The organism is Fusibacter sp. 3D3 (assembly GCF_001748365.1).
Lineage (GTDB): Bacteria > Bacillota > Clostridia > Peptostreptococcales > Acidaminobacteraceae > Fusibacter_A.
Genome location: NZ_BDHH01000001.1, coordinates 345,307 through 367,723, shown reverse-complemented (window position 1 = coordinate 367,723; position 22,417 = coordinate 345,307). Strand labels below are relative to the sequence as shown.

Genomic DNA, 22,417 nt, shown 5'->3' with positions numbered 1-22,417 from the left:
ATGAAAAAATTAGTTTCTTTATTGCTAGTATTTATGATGATGTTCACAATGGCGGGCTGCTCAAGCGACAAGGGCATGGAAGCGGCAATCAACAATGAGCCAGCAGCAGAACCGGCGGCAACAGAACCAGTAGCGACAGAACCAGCGGCAACAGAAATTGTAGCAGTAGATCCATCCACTTTAGAACATGCGAATGTAAGTGTTTATGTGACTTCTGCAGGGGAGAAATTCATCTCTTTTAACGAATCAACACCTTTCACAGCGCCAGATGGGATCACGTACAAAAAGGGAGACCTTTTACCCACTTGGACCCATATTGAAAAAGCATTAAACCTATCGGTGGTGGATAAAACGCCTAAGTCGGGATCTGATGAGAAACTTTTATTAGAACAAGCGGCTTCTACAAAATTTGAGGATGCTAACTTATTCCTTGGATCACCTAGAAAGCTCAGCGAGTATGGTATTGATGGTTATTTCCTTCCATTGAATGATCACTTCGATAAAATGCCAAACTTTAAAAAGTTTTTAGATGAAAACCCATCGGTTGAAGTGGCTTTAACACAAGCAGATGGCAATATTTACTTAACACCTTATTTTGACGATCTCGATGAACTTGAAAGAATGTTCCTTATGAGAATTGACTGGGTTCAAAAAATCTTAGATGAAGAGGCACCAGCGTTTGATAAAACAAGAACGATTAAACCTGTATACAAACCTGTTTTTGATTATGCAGGTGGCAAAGCCATCCAAATTGGCAAAGATAACTTGAAAAGTTTTCCAATTTCTAAAAATATCATCAATATTCAAAATGAGCTCTCTACTTTAAATGGTGAAACTTTGGCACAATCTTTAAGAGATTACATTGATGCCAATTACATGAATGCTGAAACGGGCTACACAAAGCGTTCTGAACTGTTTACATCTTCTAATGCGGCTTACGATGCAGATGAACTCATCGCACTCATGAGAGCTGTTAAGACAAATTCAGTTTACTTGACTGGAGAAGACAAAGATCTTATGATTGCATACTCAAGAAAAGTTAAGGATTTCGAAAAAATCAGATTCATAGCAGCGATGTGGGGCGTGAGAGGTGTAGATTCTAAAAATGGTTACTACTACCTTGATAGCAATAACCAAGTCGTTGATGCGAGAACGGATGATGCGTACTTAACGGGGCTTGAAAATCTCAATAAACTTTATCAAGAGGGTCTTCTTTTGGCGGACTTCGATCAAGCTAAAGGTCAAACTTCTGATTTTAGATCCCTTAGTTTCCAAACCAATGATGGTTTCTTAACTTATGACTATGCAGCTTCAACTGTGGCGCTTCACGATCTCATTCCAGTAGAAGATAAAGAAAAATATGGAACGATCTTTGAACCCGTAGTGTCACCAGCAGCTCAATGGTTTGGTACAGAGTTCGAACACTATGCAGAGTCTAACCGTTCGCTTAAAACTGAAGGCGGTTGGGGTGTTACGGTTCATACAAAAGGCGCAGAGTTAGATGCAGCGCTAAGATTAATGGATTATCCGTATAGCAAAGAAGGTCTTGAAGTGATGTCTTTTGGTCCTAAAGGACTTTACTGGAATGATTATATGGAATTTAACGGCAAGCAAGTGCCTAAATTAGAGGCACAATTTATGGCAGATCGTGACACCTATGCAAATGGTAACTGGTCAAACTTTATGAGAGGTTTCATTGGGGCTACTTTTGGTGTGGGCCATGTTAAACAGACCATTGCACTAGAAACTCAAGTCAGCAACGCGCACTATGCTATTGGTATTGAGAGATTAGGCGCTTCTACAACAGCTTTAGCATCATTGTCTTCAGATGTGGCACCTGAAAGAAGAATTATGCCAACGCTTCTGCCTTTAAATGAAGATCAACTTGAAGCGAAGAGCGTCAACACTTATGGCACTTACTATACAGAGTGGCAAACGAGAATCATCAAGTATGGTTTTGGCGCTAAAATTCCAAACAGTGCTGATGTGGTTCCTACTAGAGAACAGTTTGTACAAGAATTAAAAGATAAAGGTATTGAAATTGATGTAAAACTTATGAATCAAGCTTACGATACCGTTAAGTAGATTCAAGTTCTACAATGAGTCAAAGGTTTAAAATAATGAGATGAGTAAATGCTTAGGCATTTACTCATCTTCTTAAAAAGAAGGAAGAATAATGAGCCAAAAAAACAGAGCACTCTTATTTGATTTAATCTTTTTTATGATCATTGTGGTTTTGGGAGAATTCATTAACAGTAGAGCGCTTTCGGATTTTTATTCGGGCTACTACTTTTCAGTCACTTTGATTGTCTCCTTTATCATGATTTTTAGATGGGGCGCCTATGGCATTCCTTTTGCGATGCTGTCGGGTTTAGTGACCTATCTCTTTATGGGAGAAACGCATTTAGAGACGGCATTGATTTATATTTTTGGCAACATGGGTATTGTCAGTAGCTATTTGTTTTTGAAATGGCAAACCACAGATGAGGTTAAACAACAAACGGGTTTATGTCTTCCATTTGTTCTATCAGGTTATATGACCATCGTCGTTTTGAGAGGGGTCATAATGGCACTATTAGGGGAAGATTTATTAAGCGCGTGTTTTCTCGTTTTATCAAACGAGATGTTAAACATCATAGCGGTGACGCTCTTTGTCACACTTTTGATGAAACAAAAATCGATTATGATCCATTTAAAAGCATTATATGAGCAAGAAGAGGTGAAGGATGAACATTAATCCATTATTGATAACATCAAGAAGTATCACGCTTGAAATCGAAAATGAAAGCAGTTATTATTCAGAAGGCCGTTATGATGTTTTTGTAAATGGTCAAAAGCGCATTGAAAATGAAAATAAAAATGTAATTAGCTTGTTCAATCTTGAACCTAACGCATTATATGATATAGAAATTGTTTTTGTAGGGCAAAAAAGCGAAAAAGTAAAAGTGAAAACTTTAGAAGAATGGATACGGCTCAATGTTAAAAAATTTGGCGCAAAAGGAGACGGTATTGCGGATGACACGGCGAAAATACAAGCCGCTATTCTAGCAGCACCTGAAGGCGCTACCCTTTTAATACCAAAAGGGACTTATTTGACAAGACCACTTTTCTTAAAGAGTCATATGACCTTAGAATTATCCAAAGGGGCCACACTAAAACTCAGCACTGACAGAAAATCATTTCCCATTTTGCCAGGCTATTCGCTTGCGAATAATGAAGTGGATGAGTATTTATTAGGCACCTGGGAAGGCAATCCCCTAGATATGTTTGCGAGCCTGATCACAGGTATTGGTGTGGAAAATGTGCGCATCATTGGGGAAGGCACGCTTGATGGTGATGCACAAAATGGCCCGTGGTGGGGAGAACCTAGAACGAAGCCTGATGGCGCTTTTAGACCGAGAATGGTCTTTCTAAAAGGGTGTAAGAACATCACCTTACAAGGGATAACGGTTCAAAATTCACCGTGCTGGACGATTCATCCCTATCTTTCTGAAGATTTGAAATTTATAGATCTTAAGGTTCGAAATCCAAAAGATTCTGCAAATACGGATGGAATTGATCCAGAGTCATGTAATCGTGTGGATATCATAGGGGTCGATTTTTCTGTTGGAGATGACTGTATCGCTATAAAATCTGGGAAATTATATATGGGGATGCGATACCAAAAGCCTTCTGAGAACTTTAACATCAGAAATTGCATTATGAAACATGGACATGGTGCGGTGGTTATTGGCAGTGAAATGTCGGGTGGCGTGAAAAACATCAATGTAGAAAAATGTGTCTTTCAGGAAACGGATCGCGGTCTGAGAATCAAGACTCGAAGAGGTCGTGGCAAATACGCTGTCATTGAAAACATCAATTTTGATCGCATTGTGATGGAGCGTGTACTAACACCGTTTGTGATAAACATGTTCTACTTTTGCGATCCAGATGGCAAAAGTGAATATGTATACAGTCGCGCGATACATCCTGTGGATGACTGGACACCGAGTTTAGGGGCTTTTAAATTTAAAAATATTATTTGCAGAGATTCTGAAGTCGCTGCTGGCTATTTTACAGGACTTCCTGAAATGCCTATTAGAAGTATTGAATTTGAAAACATTGTGGTGGATTTTAAAGAAGAGGCTCAAAGAGGAAGACCAGCGATGATGGACTATATTGACGCGGTTTCAAAGTTGGGATTCTATTTTATGAATGTAGATGAAGTCATCATGAATAATGTCAAATTGGAAAATCATGTGGGTGAACCTGTGATTCTTGAAAGTGTTAAGCAATACACAGGCACTCTATAAAAAAATCAATTCTGAGAAATGAGGCAATGATGGATCAGATACAATTATTTATTAAGAAATTAATGGAGACCTCCACAGCAGAACAACCCGCATGGAATGTTGAAGTTAAACTGGACAATGGGGTTGCTAAATGGAATTATGTGGACGGCTGTATGATCAAAGCAATCCTTGAAATGTATAAAATAACTGAAGAAAAGACTTATCTAAATTTTGCAGATGCCTTTATTGATAAATTTGTTTCTGAAGAGGGTGTTATATTAGGGCTTGATGTGGCTGTATACAACATTGATAACATCAATGCGGGTAAAGTACTCTTTGAACTTTATGCATTCACAGGTAAAGCAAAATACAGAAAGGGCATTGAATTTTTATATGACCTCTTGCAGTCGCATCCGAGAACAGAAGCTGGAAACTTTTGGCACAAGGGGATTTACCCAAATCAGGTGTGGCTTGATGGGCTCTACATGGCCCAACCTTTTTACATGGCCTATGAGACGAAATTTAATAACCTAGGTAAATATAGGGATATTTTCAAACAATTTGAGACGGTTCACAAACTGATGAGAGACGATAAAACGGGACTTTACTATCACGGTTACGATGAATCCAGAGCAATGCACTGGTGCGATAAAACCACTGGCCTTTCGCCTAACTTTTGGTCAAGATCCATGGGGTGGTATGTGATGGCACTTGTGGATACCCTTGAGGAGATGAGTGAACTCATGTTTTATGAGTATAGAACGTTAATGTCTTATTTTAAAGAGGCGATAGAGACACTTCTCAAATTTCAAGATGAAGAGACTGGGATGTGGTATCAAGTGATTGACAAAGGTGAAATTCAAGGCAACTATCTTGAAACGAGTGGCTCAGCAATGATCAGCTATGCGATTCTAAAAGGGGTGAGATTAGAATTCTTACCTGAACGTTATAAGGGACACGGGCAGAAAGCCTACAAGGGTATAATGGATCGGTATTTGACCACAAGTGAAGCGGGCATTAATCTGGGGGGCATTTGTTTAGTCGCTGGATTAGGAGGGGATTCCATGAGAGATGGGAGTTTTGAATACTATATTTCAGAGCCCGTAGTTGAAAATGACGCTAAGGGTGTGGGACCGTTTTTATTTGCATATACAGAGACACTGAGAGATTAAAAAAATAAAAGTGAGAGAAAAATGATGGCAGATAAATTTTCGTTTGAAAAAGCAGTTGATGCAGTTCAAACAGGCAATATGGAAACGTTAATCGCTCAATTGGTTTTAGATCCAACTTGGGCTGAAAAAAAGATAGATGAAGACCGCTACCCTGTTTTTATAGCGGCAAGTCATGGGTATTTTGAAATGGTAAAGTATTTTGTAGAATATTCAAGATGCAGTATGAATATTTCGGACAGCCATAATCAAACGGTATTGCACTATGCAGCTCAATCAGATGCTGTAGCACTTACAGAATACCTGATCGACTACGTGACAGAAGATCCTTTTAGAGCGAATAAAGCGGGGGAGATTCCGTTTGATATCGCCCTAAAGCGGGGCAACCAGAATTTAGTGGCATTTTATGAGGAGCGCTATGGCTTTAAGTCAGGACAATACTACAGAAACCCGATCTTAGAAGGGTTTCATCCAGATCCCTCTATAGTCTGTGTGGGTGAAGACTACTACATGGTAACGTCAACTTTCGTATTTTTCCCTGCCATTCCGATTTTTCACTCTAAAGATTTGGTGAACTGGAAGTTGATCGGTCATGCGGTGAGCAATCCCGAGTATTTAGATTTAAGTGAAATTGATGACGGCAGAGGCATTTGGGCGCCCGATATTTCTTATAATGAGGGTCAATTTTACATCACGGCAACCCTGAGAATGAATGATGATGCGCCTCTCTTGAGAAAACAACTCGTGGTACATTCCGGTTGCCCATCAGGCCCTTATTCAAGACCTACTTATATTGAAGAGGATGGTATAGATCCCTCTATTTTTACAGATGATGACGGCAGACGGTACATGTTGCTCAACAGAGGTGCGCGGATTTTTGAAATCAACGCAGAGGGTTCGGAGAAACTTTCAGACTCTAAATTGATTTGGTATGGCTCCAATAAACGTGCACCAGAAGCGCCACATCTTTTTAAGCGCAAGGGTTACTATTATTGTCTCTTGGCGGAAGGGGGCACAGGGACCAATCATCAAGTGAGTATTGCCAGATCAAAAGCATTGCTCGGCCCATATGAACCATGCCCGATGAATCCGATATTAAAGCAAAATAATCCATTGGATCCAATTCAAAGATCTGGACATGCTAAATTTGTAAAAGATCATCAAGACAATTGGTGGCTGGTGTATCTGTGCGGTAGAATTTATAAGGATCAGTATACGATTTTAGGCAGGGAAACTTGCTTGGATCCTGTTCAGTGGACCTTAGAAGGATGGCCGATTGTCAACGAAAATAGAGGCCCAAGTAGCATTCAGAAAACACCAGATTTTTGTAAAGTAGTATTGCCTAAAGTGAAAGAAAATGACATCTTCAATCAAGATTGGATCTTTGTAAGAACGCCAGATATGGCGAAAATCATCAATAATCATCACAATCAATTTATTAGATTCTATCCAGATGCGCATGCGCTTTGTGAGCGTCAAAAATGCAATACAATGGTCATGAGACAAGATGAATTCAATTTTGATGTGTATTTTTCATTTAGACATCAGCATATGACGGATGGCTGTGAATTTGGTATTACGGGGTACTATGATACAAATACCTATGTGAAGTTTGCGGTTGAAATGCAAGATGCAAAATTGCATGTATTCATAGAAGAGAGAATCGGTGAAACTGAAGTGAAAAAAGTCTCGCCCATTGAAATAGCCCCTGAAATTATTGATATGAGAATGAAGACAGAATGCCTTAATCGGGTTTTCTATGTAAGAAGTGTAGAGTCTAAGTGGATTAAAGCGTTTGAACTTGAAAATGTCTATTATTTATGTGATGAAGGCATTAAGTTTGGCAAGAGATTCACTGGAGCGACTTTTGGGATATATGGCAAAGGCACAAAATCTAATGTGGATTTTTCTTATGATTTGCTTGAAATGGAGTGGCTATGAAGATTTACCTAATTGGTGATTCAACCTTACAATACAACAACATTAAAACATATCCTCAAATGGGTTGGGGTCAAGTTCTGCACCTTTATGTGGAACCTCAAATTGAAATTTGTAATCATGCAAAAAATGGGACGAGTAGCAAAAGTTTTTTTGAAACAGGTTTATTCGAACCCGTGGCAGAAAGCATGACATCAGGCGATTTGCTGCTCATCCAATTTGGACACAATGATCAAAAAGAAGATGAAGCGAGAAAGACCGATGCGCATACCACGTACAAGATTTTTTTAACGCATTATATTGAAGTAGCGCGCTCTAAAGGGGCGATCCCCATTTTGATCACGCCTCTTTGCAGGCGACATTTTAAGGAGGGTGCGTTAAAGGTAGGCATTCATTTGGACTTTCCAGAGGCGATGATTGAACTTTCGAAAGCATTGGAAGTGCCGCTTATTGATTTGTATGTTGAGAGTCGTCAGCGGATTGAATACTATGGAGAAGAAGATTCAAAAGCATTGTATTTACACCTATCACCGAAGCAATATGAAAGGGCGCCTGAGGGACTTGAAGACAATTCGCATCTGAGTATGAAAGGTGCTGTTGAGTTTGCAGGCATTATTGCAAATGGGTTAAAGCGGATAGGATATGATTTTGTAATTTGAGAAGAGGCATAAATGAAAATGACGGGTGAGCAAGAACGTAGACAATTTATATTAGAAGGCAACATGTGGAGAGTCGTTATCTTAATTTCACTGCCGTTAGCACTTTACAACAGTTTTGGACAACTCTTTGGGGTGTTTGATACCGTTATTGCATCTCGAATAAGTAGCGATTCGGTGTCTGCAATTGCTTATCTCAACCAGATTCAGATCATGGTGAATTCTATTGGAAGTGCACTTGCAATCGGGGGCAGTATTTTAATTGCCAGATTTATCGGGGCCAATAATATTGAAACGGCTAGGCGATTTATCAGCACCTTATTTGCGACGGTTTTCTTATTGGGAATGGTCATCATCGTTGCTGTGGTGCCATTTGCAGAGCAAATATTGAGATTTTCTAAGACGCCAGAATCGTTAATAGGTGTCGGCAAAATATATTTTATGATACAGATTGTTATGATTGTTGTTATTTTTATCAACAATGTTTTCATCGCAACTGAAAAGGCTAAAGGGAACACAAAGAGTATCTTTTATCTAAACTTTGTCGTGTTGAGTGTTAAACTTTGTATGACGCTAGTATTTGTTGAAGTGATGCACTTTGGGATAGAGATGATGGCGATAGCCTCGCTTTGCTCGCATCTGATCATTACGATTTATGCCGTAAGGGTTTTGTTTAATAAAAATAATGAAATGCGCTTTGCTCTAAAGGATGTGCGCTTTAATAAAAGCTTTATTATGCCAGTGGGGACGTTGTCATTTCCTATTTTTATGGAGAAATTTTTATTCAGCTTCGGAAAGGTTATTGTCAATTCCATGAGTGCCAGTTACGGTGCGAATGTAGTCGGAGCGTTAGGCATTTCAAATACCTTAGGGGGTATTATTACCAATCCGACTAACGGGTTTGGCGATGGTGAAGCTTCAATCATCAGTCAAAACTTAGGCAATAAAAACGTGGATCGGGCCTTAGATGCCTTTAGGAAAACACTTATGGTCAATCTGATCATTGGATCGGTGGGCTTTATCTTGATGACGCTCTTTATGGATCAAATCATCAGTATTTTTGCAAAAGACAATGCTGCGTTTGCAGCGAATATTCACAGTATTTACTATTATGAGCGTATAGCGGCGATTACTTTGGCGATTACCTCGTCTGTAAATGGGCTGCTTTATGGTTTTGGTTACACTAAAATGGCGCTTTACTTAAGCATAATGAGATTGTTTGCTTTCAGAATTCCCTCGCTTTACGTGATGAAAACCTTTACAAATTTAGGCAGTGAAAGCGTGGGTATTGCGATGATGATCAGTAACGGGCTCGTGGGTATCGCGGCTTCCGCAATGGCTTTTTATATCGTCTATAAAGTTAAAAACAAAGGTTATCATGCAGATTTTATTTAGAAGTGCGAAGTAATTGACGAATGCAATGTTTTATTGTAATCTTATGCTATAGGAGGGCGGTAATATGAGCGTAACCATTAAAGATATTGCAAGAATTGCCGGTGTTTCTCATATGACTGTCTCTAGAGCGTTAAATAACAATGAAGCGGTCAAACCAGAAACGAGAGAAAAAATTCAGGCAATTGCACAGGAACTTAATTATACAAAGAATATAAACGGTAGAAACTTAGCACTGAATCGATTTTTTAATATAGGGCTCTATATCACTTCTTTAGTAGAAGGCACATCACCACAATTTTTAAATGAGGTCATCACTTGTATCTATTCTTCGATTAGAGGAAATTACAGTTTAATCATTGGGTCCATACAAGATTCACCTAATTTCGAGAGCTTAAATCATCAAAATTTTGATGGGATGATCATCGTCAGTCAATCTAAAGAGGATGATCTTTTTATAGAAAGTGTTAAGCATAAAGGCATTCCAATTGTCATTATGAATCGGCAGTACAAGGGCCTTATGAGTGTTTCCAGTAATGATGTTATTGGCGCATACAAAGCTTGCCGATATATGATCGAAAAAGGACATCGCAAATTGGCTTTTGTAGAGGGTAGCGCCAAAAATGTTGCCACAGCACTACGCCGAAAAGGCATTAAAACGGCACTCGATGAATTCAAAAATCAAGTTGAGTTTTCTGAATTTTTGATGGGAGATTATTCTTTTGATAGTGGCTATAAAGCAGGTCTTCAAATTGAAAACCTCGTGGATAAGCCCACCGCTGTATTTTGCTATAATGATGATATGGCCATCGCATTACAGCGTTATTTAATAAGCCAAGGCTTAACGGAGATTAAGGTAATGGGTTTCGATGGGTCCATTATGACAGAGTATGTCAATCCAAGTTTGACCACGGTAAAACGGCCCATCAAGATTATCGCTGAAAAGTCAATTGAGTTACTCCTCATGATGATTGAAGGGGTTCAAACGGATCATAAAACATATTTATATGACCAAGTTATTATTGAACGAGAGTCATTGTAACCAAAAACCCAATTTGGGTTTTTTATTAAACAGGAAATGTTAACGTTAACAGGAGGTTGTTATGGAAAGATTAAGCAACAAACATTTGAAGGCAATAAAAGATTATCCCATTAGAATACTTCAGTTTGGAGAAGGCAATTTTTTAAGAGCATTTGTTGACTGGATGGTTTATTCAATGAATGAAAAAGCAAACTTTGAAACAGCTGTTGCCGTTGTTCAGCCAATGCCGCAAGGCATGATCGACATGTTTATTGAACAAGATGGACTATACCATCACATTATGAACGGTCTTGAAAAGGGTGAACCCAAAAGCGATGTGACTTTAATTGATGTATTAAAGCAATTTGTGAATCCGTTTGAAGATTACGAGGCATATCTCAAACTGGCCGAACTTGATACCATAGAATACATCGTTTCAAATACAACGGAAGCGGGGATCGCATTTGACGGAAGTGATACTCTAGAAGTGCCACAAAACAGTTTTCCAGGCAAATTGACGGCATGGCTCTATAAAAGATTCCAGCATTTTAATGGCAATCCTCAAAAAGGGACGATTATTTTACCGTGTGAACTCATCGATAAAAATGGCGAAAAACTCAAAGAAACGGTGGTTCAGTATTCTAAACTGTGGTCATTGGGATCAGCGTTTGAGGGATGGATTGAAAATGCCAATACTTTTACGAACACATTAGTGGATAGAATTGTTCCAGGTTTCCCAAGAGCGATCATCGACGAAGTTTATGATCGCATTCAATGTGAAGACCAAGTGGTCTGTGAATCAGAGCGATTTCATCTTTGGGTTATTGAAGGTCCAAAGGTAATTGAAACTAAATTACCTTTCAAACAAGCGGGATTAAACGTCATCGTTACAGAGGATATGACGCCGTACAGAACAAGAAAAGTTAGAATTTTAAATGGCGCGCATACTTTGCTTGTACCCGTTGGCTTGCTCTATGGCATTGACCAAGTGAGAGAGAGTATAGAAGATGGTGTTGTTGGAAAGTTTATATTCGATGCCTTAAATGAAGAGGTCATACCGACGATTGATATGGATGTTGCAGAACTCAATCAGTTTAGAGATGACGTGCTTGAGCGCTTTAGAAATCCGTATGTCAAGCATTATCTTAAGAGTATTTCACTCAATTCAACTTCGAAATTTAAGACGAGAGTATTGCCATCGCTTTTAACTTGTATTGAGTGTAAATCGATATTACCGAAGAGAATGCTCTTTTCGCTAGCGAGTTTGATTAAGCTATATGAAGGTAAGACAATTGAAATCAGTGACGATAAGGATGTTCTTGAATACTTTGCAGCGCAATGGGCAGCGTACAACTCAGGTCAGGTGTCCGCAGCTCAGATGATCACCGCCATCCTTTCCAATCAAAAATTATGGGGTCTAGATCTCAGCGCTAACGATGCTATAAAAACGCAAGTTATAGCCTATTTCGAATTAATTGCAGGTGGCGATTATCCAGAAATCCTCAAAAAGTTAATGTCAGATGATTTTAAATAGTGGACACCTTTAAGGAGTGATAGAAATGAAAAGATGGATCAAAATCCACAGTAAAGACGACGTTGCTGTTGCACTTGATAACCTTGAGAAGGGTGAAACCGTAATCGTTGACACTAAGGCAGTGCTTATTAAAGAAGAGATACCAAGAGGCCACAAATTTGCCCTTAAGTCGATTGAAGAAGGGGCAACTATTACAAAGTATGGTCATACCTTCGGTATTGCTAAAGAAGCGATTGCTCTAGGAGAACGCGTGCATGTACACAATACGAGAACCTCTCTAGGTGCGCATGAATCTTACGCATACAATCCAAGTATACCTGCACCCGTTTTTAAAAATGAAAATAGAACCTTTATGGGCTATAAAAGAGCGACAGGTGAAGTGGGGATTCGAAATGAAGTTTGGATTATTCCCACAGTGGGATGTGTGAATGGTACAGCAACAAGTATTATGAATTCTTACCGTTTCTCAAATCCATTGACACCTGTTGAAATCAAAGTTTGGACACATCCTTTTGGATGCTCTCAACTTGGAGAAGATCATTTAAACACACAAACCATCATTGCAGATATGATTAAGCATCCCAATGCAGGTGGTGTTTTGGTTCTTGGACTAGGCTGTGAGAACAATCACATCAGCCAATTAAAAGAGCGTTTAGGTGAAATTGATGAAACGAGAATCCTCTTCCTTGAAGCGCAAAAAGTTTCAAATGAGATCCATGAAGGGATTGCTTTACTAGATAAACTTGTGAAAATTGCAAGTGGAGATCAAAGAATAGAATTACCCTTATCCGCACTCAATATTGGATTGAAATGTGGGGGGTCGGATGGGCTCTCTGGCATCACGGCAAATCCGCTTGTGGGGATTTTTTCAGATTATATGGTGGCACAAGGCGCCTCTACGATCTTAACAGAGGTGCCGGAGATGTTCGGTGCGGAAACCGTATTGATGGCACGAGCAAGAGATAAAGGGGTTTTCGATAACATCGTAAATCTAATCGAAGATTTTAAGGGCTATTATGAATCGCATCATCAACCGATCTATGAAAATCCTTCACCGGGTAACAAAGAAGGGGGGATTACCACGCTTGAAGATAAATCCTTGGGCTGTATCCAAAAAGGAGGGCATTCTGAAATTCAAGATGTTCTAAAATATGGAGAAAGATTAAAAGTTAAAGGCTTGTCTTTACTAGAAGGTCCTGGGAATGATCTCGTGGCATCCACTGCACTGGCAGCTTCTGGCTGTCACATGGTGCTGTTCACAACGGGAAGAGGCACACCGTTTGGGACGTTTGTACCGACGCTTAAAATCTCCAGCAATTCAGAACTTGCAAACAATAAACCGCACTGGATTGATTTTGACGCAGGCAAATTACTAATGGATGAAGTGGAAACATTAGAAACAGTGTTGCCCTCATTTGTGGATTTAATTGTAGAGATCGCAAATGGTGAGAAATCTAAAAATGAAGTAAGTGGCTATGCAGAAATCGCCATATTCAAAACAGGTGTTACACTTTAATGTCAAGAAGTAAGGAGAATCGAAATGTTTTTAAATAAAGATTATCTATTAAATAATGAAACATCCAAAAAGCTCTATCATGAATACATGGCGGATTTGCCAGTGTATGATTATCATTGTCATATCAATCCTAAAGAAATTTATGAAAATAAGCCCTACAATAACATTACTGAGGTATGGCTTGGGGGAGACCATTACAAGTGGCGTCAAATGCGTTCAAATGGTGTTCCAGAAGCCTATATCACAGGGGACAAATCACCTTATGAAAAGTTTGAAAAATGGTGTGATACGATGCCGTATGCACTTGGTAACCCGCTTTATCATTGGAGTCATTTAGAGCTTAAAAAGTATTTCCACACGGATTTGATCCTTTCTCCAAAAAATGCAGAAGTAATCTGGAAAACAACTGAAAAGCATTTCGCAGATACCCAAATGGCACCACAGGATATTATCAAGAGTTCTTACGTTAAATTAATCTGCACGACGGACGATCCAATCGATCGTTTAGAATACCACGAAAAAATAAACGCAAATCCAGTAGAGGGCGTAGATGTGTTACCAGCGTTTAGACCCGATAAATCGTTTTTAATTCACAAAGACACATTCGTAAGCTGGTTTACAGAACTTAAAAAAGTGACGGGTATGGAAATCAAGACGTTCGCCGAATATAAAAAAGCGATTGAATCCAGAATTGACTTCTTCCACAGCATGGGTTGTCGGCTTTCAGATCACGCACTGGATCCTATTTGCTATGTGGATGCAACTGAAGCCAGTTTAGAAGCCACTTTTACAAAAGCCATTAGTGCGGTTGAAATCTCGTCCCTAGAAGCAAATGCGTTTATATGTGCGATGCTTGTGTTCTACGCAGAGCAATATCGAAAGAGAAATTGGGTTATGCAACTTCACATTGGCACCATTCGCAATGTAAACCAAGAGCTGTTTAAAAAGCTTGGAAGTGATACAGGATTTGATGCCGTGGGGGATTGGCAATTTGCGAACGATTTAGTGGCGGTACTCAATGCGATGAATTCAAACTCAGGTCTCCCTAAAATAATGCTCTACAACTTAAATCCAAAGGACAATTTCTCTCTTGGAACAATTATGGGCTGTTTTCAAGGGGATGACTGTGCGGGTAAGATTCAATTTGGGAGTGCATGGTGGTTCAATGATCACATTGAGGGCATGGAGAGACAAATCAAAGATCTTGCGAATTTAGGTCTTTTAGGGCGTTTTGTGGGCATGACCACAGATTCAAGAAGTTTCTTATCTTACACGCGTCATGACTACTTTAGAAGAATAGTCGCTAAAGTGATCGGTGAGATGGTCGAAGGGGGTTTAATTCCACAAGATTGGGATCTGTTAAAAATGACAGTTCAAAACATTGCATACTACAATGCAGTGAGATACTTTAACATGGGCGACGTTCAAAATCAACTCAATGTATAGACCCCAATAAAATGACCCTCCAGTAATCGGAGGGTCATTTTTGAGCGTGTTATAGCGCATTAGAGTGATCATTGCCAAGGTGTTCTTTTCTAAACTGAGTTGGGGTTTCGTTACAAAATTGAGTGAATATCCGAGTGAAGTGTGTGTGACTATTAAATCCAACGGTATAGGCGATATCAATGATCTTGAAATCGGATTGAACCAAAAGCTGTTTGGATTTTTTTATCCTTAAAGCGTTAATGTATTGAACGAAAGTGGCATTGGTCGCCTGCTTAAATTTCTTAGCCAAATAAAAAGGGCTGATGTAGAACTTTTGGGCCATATCATTGAGGGTGAGGTCTTCGTGAAAATTTTTATTGATGTACATAATGACTTCTGCAATTTTTGAATTGATGGCACCGAGCATTGCCCCCTCATTGAGCGTTGAATTTTGGATTTGAGTGTTGAGTAAAGACAATATTTGAACGATTGTCAGTTTAGCAGTGGATTCGTCAAAAAGTGACTTCGTTGGAATGTAATTCATAAGGGCAGTAAAGTTATTCTCTATAATTTCTTTGTGTTGATAATCCAATGTGACCATTTTTATACCATCGTTAAAACAATGGAGCAGATTATATTTGACGATGATGTCATTTAAATCATCTAAATCACTTTGATAAAAATGTAATACAATTTGTTCATAATAGGCTGTATCATAGATAACCGTTTTCACATTTGTGGCATTATCAAATAGAACCACAGTTCCTGGCGATATCTTATAGAGGGTATCGTTAACCAAGTACTTACGTTCTCCGGTAATGAGATAGATTAATTCATATCCCTTTTTTTTAGGTTTATTTTTGACTTTATTGAAGTCATCTTTTTTCATGTAAACAATATTGAGACAATTATTAACTTGGATACCCTCTTTTGAGTTCATAAATTCACCGCCATATCTTAAGTCTATTATAGCAGATAAAAACGAATTTGAAACATCGTTTTGCATTGTGAAACAGAATTTCAAAGAAGGGGTTAGCCTATAATTAGACATTCAATTTCATGTTGATCAATGGTAAAATGAAAATGAAGATAAAGATGAAGATGAAGTAAACTGGAGGCAATCAATATGGCAAAACTCTATTTTAGATATGGCGCAATGAATTGTGGAAAGTCAACAGCGTTGATGCAAGTGGTGTATAATTATGAAGAACGCGGGATGCAAGCCATTATTATCAAGCCGTATACGGATACAAAAGGAGGCGATCAAGTCGTTTCAAGGCTGGGGATCTCTAAGACTGTGGATATTTTAATCAGACCAGAGGACGATGTCAACAGGTGTGTAGATCACTATCTCAGTGCTCAGGGCAAAGTAGATTGTATCTTAGTGGATGAAGCGCAGTTTTTTAAGCGTCATCATATAGATCATTTTTTTGAAATTGCTGTTAAGCGCGATATCCCTGTGATTTGTTATGGGCTTAGGACGGATTTCTCCATGAAGGGTTTTGAAGGCTCGGAGCGCTTGTTGTTACTTGCACATAGTTTAGAAGAACTTAAAACGATCTGTAGGTGTGGTCGAAAAGCTATTTTAAATGGTCGAAAGGTCAATGGTAAGTTTGTCTTTGAAGGGGATCAAGTGGCAATTGATGGTGAGAATCAAGTGGAGTATGAATCACTCTGCGCGACTTGCTATTTTGAGTTTAGAGATGGAATACAGCAGTCGTGAGTATTGGACATTTTCCACCTTCGGAAAGTCTTTCCACACACTGCTTGAGTGTGGGAATTAATGACTATAATTTTACTTGCAAATATGATAAAATAGTTAACAGTCGTTTAATGGAATAGACATAATGTTATGCTATGATAAAAAAAGAACTTTTTAAAATTTTACGCTTGAAAGGAAGTCGTATGTCAGATAAAAACGTTAAATATACAAGCATTGGTGGACAAGCTCTAATTGAAGGGGTCATGATGCGTGGCAAAGAGGACATTGCCATTGCAGTGAGAAAGCAAGATGGCAGTATCGTCGTCAAAATGGAAAAAGGCAGTCCGATTGAAAAGTGGAAGATTGCTAGAACGCCAATTCTTAGAGGGGTGTTCAATCTTGTGGCCTCAATGATGGTGGGAATAAAGGCACTGACGTATTCAGCAGAGTTTTATGCTGAAACAGACGAAAATTATGAGCAATCAAAATTTGAGAAGTTTATGTATTCAAAGCTTGGTAAGCATGCAGATGATATTATGATGGGATTTTCAATTTTGACGGCTTTTGCCTTTGCGCTGGTGCTCTTCGGCATTGTGCCTACTTTTTCGGTGGGGCTTTTAAAAGGTGTTATATCCAATCAGATTATTCTGAGTGCCATCGAAGGTGTTTTAAAAATTGTGGTGTTTGTGGCCTACATTGTCATTATTTCTCAAATGAAAGATATTAAAAGAGTCTTTCAATATCATGGGGCAGAGCATAAGACGATACATTGTTTTGAAAGTGGTGAAGAGGTTACTGTTGAAAATGCACGTAAATTTACAACTTTACACCCAAGATGTGGCACCAGCTTCATATTTTTAGTTTTGATGATCAGTATTATCCTATTTACTTTTATTGGCTGGTCCAATTTAATGATTCGAATATTGACGAAAATCATATTATTGCCGCTTGTGGCAGGACTTTCGTATGAGTTTATAAAAATAGCAGGCAAGTCTCAAGCGGGTTGGGTTAAAGTGATTAATCAGCCGGGTTTATGGATGCAAAAGTTAACCACCAAGGAACCAGATGACCAACAACTTGAGGTGGCAATTGTTGCTTTTAAAAGCGTTTTAGAGCGCATGGGTTCAGATTTATAACGGAGGTCTTATGACACTGCAAGAGATTCAAGTTTGGTTAAAAGAAAAATTGGAACCTATTACTTCAGAATGGGAAATTGAATCTAAGTGGATGCTTTGTCAGGTGTTGGATTGCTCTGTGTTGGATTTGATTATTTATAAGCAACAGGATATTACAGAAAAAGCATATAATGAACTTTTAGAAATGGTGAGAAGACGTATCCTAAGAGAACCTATACAATATATATTGGGCGTTCATGAATTTATGGGGTTACCTTTTAAAGTGGGGAGAGGTGTCCTCATCCCAAGACAAGATACGGAGTCACTTGTGGAATACATCATTCAGTATGTCGCAGGACAACCTACAAAAATATTGGATATTGGGACTGGAAGTGGTGCCATAGCTGTTTCTTTGGCACGTTTTTTAAAATACGCTGAAGTGACCACTGTGGATATTTCAGAAGACGCACTCGAAATTGCAGGAGAGAATGTAAGACTCAACGGTGTTGAAGCACGCGTGACGCTTTTAAAAAGTGATTTATTTGAAAGTGTTGGGTCAGAGGTGTTTGATATTATTGTTTCGAATCCGCCCTATATTTCAGAAAAGGATTTAAGAGCACTTGAGCCTGAAGTTAAAGATCATGAACCAGAGCTTGCACTCCTTGGTGGACTTGATGGCCTAGATTTTTACAGACGTATTATACCTCAGGCAAAGCCTTATTTAAAAGCAAAGGGATTATTAATTTTTGAGGCGGGTTACGACCAATCTGTAGAAATAATAAAGCTCTTCGAGGCACAGGGTTATGATGATATTGGCGTATTTAGTGATTTACGTGGGATACCACGATTTATATATGGTCATTTTGTAAATGACGCAGATAAAACGAACGGATAATTGGAGGAAGTTATGTTTGACAAGTTAGAATTTATTGAAGAGCGATTTGAAGAGTTGGGACTAAAAATATCCGATCCAGAAGTAATCAATGATCAGACGCTTTGGCAAAAACTCATGAAAGAGCATTCGGAAATGGCTCAAATCGTTGAGAAGTATAAAGAATACAAAGAAGCAAAACAGGGGATTGATGAAGCCAAAGAAATGCTTCAAGAGAGCAATGATGAAGAGATGAGAGAGCTTGCAAAGATGGAACTCTCTGAACTGGAAGTCTCAATTGAAGCAATTGAGGTAGACCTTAAAAAACTTCTTTTACCAAAGGACCCTAATGATGATCGAAATGTTATTTTAGAGGTGAGAGCTGGCGCGGGTGGTGATGAAGCGGGTTTGTTTGCAGCTGAACTCTTAAGACTTTACATCCGGTATGCTGAGAGGCGTCGCTGGAAGGTTGAACTACTCAACACAAATGAAACTGGCGTGGGAGGCATCAAAGAAGCTTCTGTTATGATTAAGGGACAGGGTGCATACTCTAGACTTAAATTTGAAAGCGGTACACATCGTGTACAGAGAATTCCCCAAACAGAGTCGGGTGGGAGAATTCATACTTCAACAGCGACGATCGCAGTCCTTGCCGAAGTGGATGATGTAGAAGTTGAAATTAAACTAAACGATATCAGAGTAGATGTCTTTAGATCTTCTGGAAATGGTGGACAGAGTGTTAATACTACAGACTCTGCGGTTAGGATCACGCATATGCCTTCTGGGCTAGTGGTGAGTTGCCAAGATGGCAAGTCACAGCTCAGCAATAAAGAGAAGGCTATGCAAGTCTTGAAAGCGAGACTCTTTGAAATTGAGCAAAACAAACAAAATGAGGAAATTGCAGAAGAGAGAAGAAGTCAAGTGGGCACTGGAGACAGGAGTGCGAAGATCAGAACTTACAACTTCCCACAAGGTCGCATTACAGATCATAGAGTTCCTGTGACGATGTATAAACTCGACAGTTATATGCAAGGTGAAATTGATGAGATGATCGATGAACTCGTGACCTTTTTCCAAGCAGAAGCGATGAAATCGTTAGAGGAATAAGTTTTACATTCATTTATGCCAAACTTTAAAGTTCCGTTAAATCCCTTGAAGTGTCTTTTTTTAAGGAGTATACTAATTCAGTGGACAAAATCCAATGGGGTGGGTTAGTATGGAATCGAAATATATGTTTTTACTTCAATTAGCGGCAATTCTTTTGGCAGCACATGTGGCGGGCCTTATTAGTGAAAGACTAAAGCAACCAGCAGTACTTGGACAGATTATTATTGGGTTAATCCTAGGTGCTGGTCTCATGGAAAAGACAGAACTTATCAACCAATTTGCAGAAATTGGGGTCGTGTTTTTAATGTTCATTGCGGGACTGGAAACAGATGTAAAAGAACTTTTAGAGTCTGGGAAATCTTCGTCGATTATTGCCTTTGGGGGTATCGTGGTCCCTGCTGTACTTGTTTTTGTCGGCATGATGTTGATTATCCCCTCACATGATAAAACGGTAGCCCTCTTTTTAGGAATCGTTGCCACGGCAACATCAGTGAGTATATCTGTACAGACTCTGAGAGAAATTGGGAAGCTTCGGACGAAACAAGGGGTTATGATCTTAGGTGCAGCGATTATAGATGATGTGGTGGGCATTGTTCTTTTGACCCTTTTAGTGGGTATGGTGAGTCCAAATGCCACGAGTTCTATCTTTGTTGTCATTTTTAAAATTGTTGCTTTTTTTGTTGTTGTATACGGCGTGGGATTTGCCGTCGTAAAAATATTAAAGAAAATGGATGCTAAATTCATAGTTGAAGATAAAGTGATTATATGGGCAATTGTCATTTGCTTGATTTTGGCCTTTTTATCTGAAGAGTTTGGTGTTGCAGCGATTACAGGGGCCTATTTTGCAGGTCTTATATTCTCGATGACTAAACATCAACATCAAATCGCGCATGAAGTTGGCAAGATTTCTGGTTTCATGTTTACACCGGTATTCTTTGTAGGTATAGGCATGGATATCAACATTATGGAAGCACTTTCAGCCATGGGCGTCGGTTCGATTCTCATCGTATTAGGATCTATTGGGAAAATCATCGGCTGTGGTGTTGGGGCGAAACTCACTGGGTTTAATAGTGCGGAGTCACTTCAAATCGGTGTCGGAATGGTGCCAAGAGCAGAGGTTGCCATTATTGTGGCCAATCTCGGTCTTAAAATGTCGATTTTGACACAGAAGGATATGGCAGCGACGATCCTGATGGTACTTGTGACCACTTTGATCACACCATCACTCTTAAAGTGGACTTTTCATAGGAATGAAAAATTGCATGAAATTAATGCCGATTAATAAAGGGTTAGAGGGTTTCTCAACTCGGGACACTCTAACGACGATTTAACTCAAATATACGCTGAAGCAGTTCTCATCAAGGAACTGCTTTTTCTTAGATAAATCATTAGTTTTCGTCCAGCAAAGAGCAGGAATGTTCAACCTGCGCTTTGCGTTTAGACGAGAACGTATCGGGCAAAACGGAGTTTTGACGGACAATGATTAGAATCATTAGTTTTCGTCCAGCAAAGAGCAGGAATGTGTAGCCTGCGCCTTGCGTTTAGATGGACAATGATTAGAATATTGAAAAGTGGAGTGTTTCATGACTAGATTGATAAAAATAGAAGATATGAATATGGATTCGAGTGAGCTGGATCGTTTGTTACTTGACCCAGCTCAAGTATTGAGTGCAAACGGAACGGTGGCATTTCCAACTGAGACAGTCTATGGTTTAGGCGCCAACGCACTCAGTGAGGAGGCGGTTTTTAAAATATATGAAGCAAAGGGTAGACCCTCAGATAATCCTTTGATTGTTCATATTTCAAAAATAGCTCAACTCAATGAACTCGTTTTGGATATAAAGCCGTATGCATTAGAGTTGATGTCAGCATTTTGGCCTGGGCCAATCACGTTTGTTTTTCGTAAAAATGCGCTTGTGCCAAGTAAGGTCACGGGAGGACTGGATACAGTTGCCATTAGAATGCCAGACCATGTTATAGCGCTTCGGTTGATCGAATTATCGGGTGTGCCTGTGGCAGCACCCTCTGCAAATCTTTCGGGCAAACCAAGCCCAACAAAGGCAAAACATGTGATTGAAGATTTAATGGGAAAAGTCGATTTTATAATTGAAGGGCCTGATGCTCAAGTAGGACTTGAATCGACAGTACTCGATGTTACAGGGGACATTCCCGTGATTCTCAGACCTGGTAAGATCACTGTGGAAATGATTGCCGGTGTCGTGGGCAGTTGCCTAGTGGATCCTGCGATTACAGAAGGTGATGTTGAAGGTCTTGCGCCGAGATCGCCAGGGATGAAATATAAGCATTATGCGCCTGAAGCGGAGGTCGAAGTCGTTATAGGTGAAGCTTCTAAAATTATCTTGGCGTTTGAAAAAGCAGTGGATTCTGCAATTGAGCAAAACGATAGGCTTGGCATTATGGGCTTTGAAGAAGATTTGTTGGTACTCGAAAAAATTTTGCAGACAAAGTATGACCTTAAAGACATAAAAAAACATGTTTTTTTATGCTCTCACGGGAGTGTTAAAAACATGGAAGAGTTTGCGCGACAATTATTTCAAAATTTAAGGCGGTGTGATGAGGCAAAATGTGGTAAGATTATCATAAGAGGCGTTTCGGAAGCTGGTATTGGTCATGCGATTATGAATCGACTTAAAAAAGCGGCAAGTGGGAAAGTAACGAGAATTTAATTTGCAATTTAGT

18 protein-coding genes are annotated in these 22,417 nt (G+C 39.3%); 17 read left to right on the top strand and 1 reads right to left on the bottom strand.

Annotated features, from left to right (window positions below; all coding sequences use genetic code 11):
• The 11 genes from F3D3_RS01600 to uxaC all read left to right on the top strand — a co-directional run bounded on the left by F3D3_RS01600 (position 1) and on the right by uxaC (position 14,943).
• Complete coding sequence (locus F3D3_RS01600) at positions 1 to 2,085, top strand: hypothetical protein (RefSeq protein WP_069870555.1); 2,085 nt, start codon at positions 1 to 3, stop codon at positions 2,083 to 2,085.
• A gap of 91 nt (positions 2,086 to 2,176) precedes the next feature.
• Complete coding sequence (locus tag F3D3_RS01595; protein ID WP_069870553.1) at positions 2,177 to 2,737, top strand: hypothetical protein; 561 nt, start codon at positions 2,177 to 2,179, stop codon at positions 2,735 to 2,737.
• Complete coding sequence (locus F3D3_RS01590) at positions 2,727 to 4,292, top strand: glycoside hydrolase family 28 protein (RefSeq protein WP_069870551.1); 1,566 nt, start codon at positions 2,727 to 2,729, stop codon at positions 4,290 to 4,292. The genes F3D3_RS01595 and F3D3_RS01590 overlap by 11 nt, the downstream gene beginning before the upstream one ends.
• 29 nt (positions 4,293 to 4,321) lie before the next feature.
• The gene (locus tag F3D3_RS01585) at positions 4,322 to 5,443 is read left to right on the top strand and encodes a glycoside hydrolase family 105 protein (RefSeq protein ID WP_069870549.1); all 1,122 of its coding nucleotides are present in this window, start codon (positions 4,322 to 4,324) and stop codon (positions 5,441 to 5,443) included.
• Between the two features lie 24 nt (positions 5,444 to 5,467).
• Entirely contained in the window at positions 5,468 to 7,381 is a 1,914-nt protein-coding gene (locus F3D3_RS01580) for a family 43 glycosylhydrolase (protein ID WP_069870547.1), read from the top strand.
• The gene (locus F3D3_RS01575; protein ID WP_069870544.1) at positions 7,378 to 8,037 is read left to right on the top strand and encodes a rhamnogalacturonan acetylesterase; all 660 of its coding nucleotides are present in this window, start codon (positions 7,378 to 7,380) and stop codon (positions 8,035 to 8,037) included. The genes F3D3_RS01580 and F3D3_RS01575 overlap by 4 nt, the downstream gene beginning before the upstream one ends.
• Before the next feature lie 12 nt (positions 8,038 to 8,049).
• Positions 8,050 to 9,429, top strand: coding sequence for an MATE family efflux transporter (locus tag F3D3_RS01570; protein WP_069870542.1), 1,380 nt, complete (start codon positions 8,050 to 8,052; stop codon positions 9,427 to 9,429).
• A gap of 64 nt (positions 9,430 to 9,493) precedes the next feature.
• Positions 9,494 to 10,468 carry a LacI family DNA-binding transcriptional regulator gene (locus F3D3_RS01565; RefSeq protein WP_069870540.1) on the top strand — a complete coding sequence of 325 codons (975 nt, stop codon included), beginning with the start codon at positions 9,494 to 9,496 and terminating at the stop codon, positions 10,466 to 10,468.
• 61 nt (positions 10,469 to 10,529) lie between these two features.
• Positions 10,530 to 11,981 carry a tagaturonate reductase gene (locus F3D3_RS01560; RefSeq protein WP_069870538.1) on the top strand — a complete coding sequence of 484 codons (1,452 nt, stop codon included), beginning with the start codon at positions 10,530 to 10,532 and terminating at the stop codon, positions 11,979 to 11,981.
• A 25-nt stretch (positions 11,982 to 12,006) separates the two neighbouring features.
• On the top strand, positions 12,007 to 13,497 hold the full coding sequence (locus F3D3_RS01555) for a UxaA family hydrolase (RefSeq protein WP_069870536.1): 1,491 nt from the start codon (positions 12,007 to 12,009) through the stop codon (positions 13,495 to 13,497).
• Positions 13,498 to 13,515: 18 nt separating this feature from the next.
• Entirely contained in the window at positions 13,516 to 14,943 is a 1,428-nt protein-coding gene (uxaC, locus tag F3D3_RS01550) for a glucuronate isomerase (RefSeq protein WP_069870534.1), read from the top strand.
• Positions 14,944 to 14,992: 49 nt separating this feature from the next.
• Here uxaC and F3D3_RS01545 read toward each other — a convergent pair whose 3' ends face one another.
• Positions 14,993 to 15,946, bottom strand: coding sequence for a helix-turn-helix transcriptional regulator (locus F3D3_RS01545; RefSeq protein WP_175438257.1), 954 nt, complete (start codon positions 15,944 to 15,946; stop codon positions 14,993 to 14,995).
• 102 nt (positions 15,947 to 16,048) lie between these two features.
• Between F3D3_RS01545 and F3D3_RS01540 the strand changes: the two genes are divergently transcribed.
• The 6 genes from F3D3_RS01540 (at position 16,049) to F3D3_RS01515 (ending at position 22,404) form a co-directional block, all read left to right on the top strand.
• Positions 16,049 to 16,645 carry a thymidine kinase gene (locus F3D3_RS01540; RefSeq protein WP_069870530.1) on the top strand — a complete coding sequence of 199 codons (597 nt, stop codon included), beginning with the start codon at positions 16,049 to 16,051 and terminating at the stop codon, positions 16,643 to 16,645.
• Positions 16,646 to 16,827: 182 nt separating this feature from the next.
• Positions 16,828 to 17,760: a DUF1385 domain-containing protein gene (locus F3D3_RS01535; protein ID WP_069870529.1), complete on the top strand. Its 933-nt coding sequence runs from the start codon at positions 16,828 to 16,830 to the stop codon at positions 17,758 to 17,760.
• A 10-nt stretch (positions 17,761 to 17,770) separates the two neighbouring features.
• Positions 17,771 to 18,634 (top strand): peptide chain release factor N(5)-glutamine methyltransferase, encoded by an 864-nt coding sequence (prmC, locus tag F3D3_RS01530; RefSeq protein ID WP_069870527.1) that lies wholly within the window; start codon positions 17,771 to 17,773, stop codon positions 18,632 to 18,634.
• Positions 18,635 to 18,646: 12 nt separating this feature from the next.
• Entirely contained in the window at positions 18,647 to 19,717 is a 1,071-nt protein-coding gene (prfA, locus tag F3D3_RS01525) for a peptide chain release factor 1 (RefSeq protein WP_069870525.1), read from the top strand.
• Between the two features lie 109 nt (positions 19,718 to 19,826).
• A complete protein-coding gene (locus F3D3_RS01520; protein ID WP_084388751.1) occupies positions 19,827 to 20,999 on the top strand; it encodes a cation:proton antiporter in 1,173 nt (390 codons plus the stop codon).
• A gap of 301 nt (positions 21,000 to 21,300) precedes the next feature.
• Positions 21,301 to 22,404: an L-threonylcarbamoyladenylate synthase gene (locus tag F3D3_RS01515; protein ID WP_069870523.1), complete on the top strand. Its 1,104-nt coding sequence runs from the start codon at positions 21,301 to 21,303 to the stop codon at positions 22,402 to 22,404.
• The last annotated feature ends 13 nt before the right edge of the window (positions 22,405 to 22,417 follow it).